A 2,390-nucleotide genomic window follows, 5' to 3' on the forward strand; every position below is an offset into this window, starting at 1 on the left:
AGTCAGCATCAGTGCGTCTCCTCATCAGGGATCAAACCGTGCTTTTCGATGGCCTCCTGCGCGAGCTTGACGGCTTGCAGCGTGGCGGCCGTGAGGAACTCACGCTTGCTCATGTCGAGCAGCTGGCAGACATCTTCCACGTCGCTGAACAGCTCGGGGTGAACGTCGAATTGCAGCTTCTTCAGCTTGAGCTGCTCGGCAGTCTCCGGGTCTCTGAGGAAGTGATCCATCAGGCCGTAGTTGCCACGTTTGTAAAGCTCGTCGAGAGCTTTATGCTGGATGAGGGAATCAAGGTCCACATCGGCTCCAATTGAAGGTTGCAGGAACGACAATTGTTACCAGACGAAAGGCCGATGTAAAGCCTTACGCGTGCAGGATACGAATTCAGAGCCCTTTTTGTGGTCCACGCAGCCTGTTTTGCATGCGCGAAGACGGGCAGGGGAGGGGAGGGCGCTGGGCACGCGGCGCATCGCTGCGTTGGCGTGAGAGCCGTGGCTCTGCATGGGGGGCATACCCCCCATACCCCCTTAGGCCGCTGGCTGATCCTCCACCGGGTCTCCCAGGACGCCGTAGTCAGTCTCGGCGAATGCCGGCCGACCATGCTTCAACAGCAGGTGTTGGTAGGTGTCAAAACGATCACAGAGGCGAGACAGGGTGGATACCGCGAGGCAGCAAAACGACGCCTCGTCGGGATTCGAGCTGCGCCAGATCTCGATCAACGCTTGGGCTTCGGCCAGAGGCCCGTGGATCTCGCGTTCAGCTTCGCCCAGCTCGGGCGCAATAGACTTCTTCTCAGCCATTTTTCATCTCCAACACAGATGGGTTTTGGTTAGGCCTCGGTGGGTGTTGACGCACTCACCGGGGCCGCTTTCGCTGTTGAACGCTCTGCGTGAATCAGCCTGAGCGAGGTGCTAGCACCTCGCATATCCTGCCCCGCGAAGAACATTCATCCGTGCACTCAGGCGGGTCGATCTTTCCTCCTCTGAAGGTCGTATCCGCGACCGGTCAGGTAGCGGTAAAAAAGGGTGCGAAAGGGGAGGTCGTCGAAGGGCTCGTCAATGAGCTGCTCCGGCACCACCACCGAACGGAAGCAGCCAGCAGATCCGATGAGTCTCTTTCCGCGCAAGGTCTCGTAGCAGTGCCACGTGTCCTCAACAGGCTGATCCGAAAACTTCACCGCGTACTTGAACACCTCGAGGAAGCCACTCACAGGATCCTCCTGGCTGATCGGCCGTACGTCCACCACGTGGCTATCACCAGTGATGTTTTTCCACTCAGCCGAGAGCTGCAGCTGGTCAGGCTGATGCTCAGCGATCGCGATCATGTGCAGATGCGGATGCCAGAGCCCAGAACCTGTGCCGCGCTTCACTTCGTACGACCACACAGCACCCATAACACCATCGAGGCAAGAGCCGCGAGCACGGTGTTTCCGCATCCATAGCTCTCGCTGGCCACGATGGAGGTGCTTAAAACGCTCAGCCAAGTCATTGCCATCCTTAACGGTCAGAGTCACGAGAAAGGGCTTTAAAGAGGCGTTCGACCCTCTAAGCACCTCCCACCTATCCAGGTAGCTTTTGAGGGCCTTGCTGCCCCTCCTGATGGCGCACAGGGGGCATAGGAGATGCTTCATGCAAAGCGAAGCTGCATGCAACCGCACTTCGTCGACGGTGAAGTAGTGCCGGAACATCAAATAGTCCCCACACGAGCCGACCCGCCGTGCTAAGCCTTGATGGCCTCCAAGCCCGCTGATAAACTCCGCTACGTCGAGAGCGCCTGCTTTAGCTGCTCCATATCTCTGAACCCTTCGGGGTAGTGCCTCGATGCCCTGAACGCCGATTTCTCCTGCCAGAGAGTCGGCGTTTTCCTTTGGGTCATCCGGTGGTCGTTCCTCCATCGGCGGCCCTCCGTGCGATGAGGAACCCAATGGGTCCAGCCAGCATCTCGCGGCCCAGCCGGACGGCGTCCGGCGACAAGCCCTGATCGCAGGCAAACGAGCCGGAAACCCGCATGGATGCTGGCTTGGAGCAATTGTTTGTATGTATCAAGGGAAGAGCGCCGGCCGGCGCCAAGTGCCGGGGCAGGCCCGTCCCAAGGCGTCGTCCCGCGCTCACTTCTTTTCCTCGTACGACAAATTGACTGTCGCGCCAGGTGCCCACGCACGCACCGGCACGGAGATCTGCGAGCCGACCTGGTCGGCGTACTTCGTCAGATCGGGAACCGTGAGGGTGTAGAGCTGCACCAAGCCGCGGGAGTCGAGGCCTTCCACCTGGAGTACTGACCGGGGCTGGATGACCTCGCCGGTCTTCTTGTTGACACCACCACCGAGAGTGGTGGCAGCGCGAACGGTGCCTGTGAGAGTCAGCATCAGTGCGTCTCCTCATCAGGGATCA

At 59.6% G+C, this 2,390-nt stretch carries 4 protein-coding genes; all 4 read right to left on the bottom strand.

The window, feature by feature from the left end; all coding sequences use genetic code 11:
* Positions 1–8: 8 nt before the first annotated feature.
* Positions 9–299: a hypothetical protein gene (locus HMPREF2984_RS09685; RefSeq protein ID WP_070574462.1), complete on the bottom strand. Its 291-nt coding sequence runs from the start codon at positions 297–299 to the stop codon at positions 9–11.
* Positions 300–527: 228 nt separating this feature from the next.
* Complete coding sequence (locus HMPREF2984_RS08365) at positions 528–800, bottom strand: hypothetical protein (RefSeq protein WP_070544383.1); 273 nt, start codon at positions 798–800, stop codon at positions 528–530.
* Between the two features lie 158 nt (positions 801–958).
* Positions 959–1,894, bottom strand: coding sequence for a protein rep (locus HMPREF2984_RS08370; RefSeq protein ID WP_070544385.1), 936 nt, complete (start codon positions 1,892–1,894; stop codon positions 959–961).
* A 213-nt stretch (positions 1,895–2,107) separates the two neighbouring features.
* Positions 2,108–2,365 (bottom strand): hypothetical protein, encoded by a 258-nt coding sequence (locus HMPREF2984_RS08375; protein ID WP_070544389.1) that lies wholly within the window; start codon positions 2,363–2,365, stop codon positions 2,108–2,110.
* Between the last annotated feature and the right edge of the window lie 25 nt (positions 2,366–2,390).

This window comes from Streptococcus sp. HMSC066E07 (genome assembly GCF_001814695.1).
Classification (GTDB): Bacteria; Bacillota; Bacilli; order Lactobacillales; family Streptococcaceae; genus Streptococcus; species Streptococcus hominis.

Excerpts from the sequence above, each read along its gene's own strand:
- HMPREF2984_RS08365 (WP_070544383.1), bottom strand. The coding sequence starts at position 800 with ATGGCTGAGAAGAAGTCTATTGCGCCCGAGCTGGGCGAAGCTGAACGC.
- HMPREF2984_RS08370 (WP_070544385.1), bottom strand. The coding sequence starts at position 1,894 with ATGGAGGAACGACCACCGGATGACCCAAAGGAAAACGCCGACTCTCTG.
- HMPREF2984_RS08375 (WP_070544389.1), bottom strand. The coding sequence starts at position 2,365 with ATGCTGACTCTCACAGGCACCGTTCGCGCTGCCACCACTCTCGGTGGT.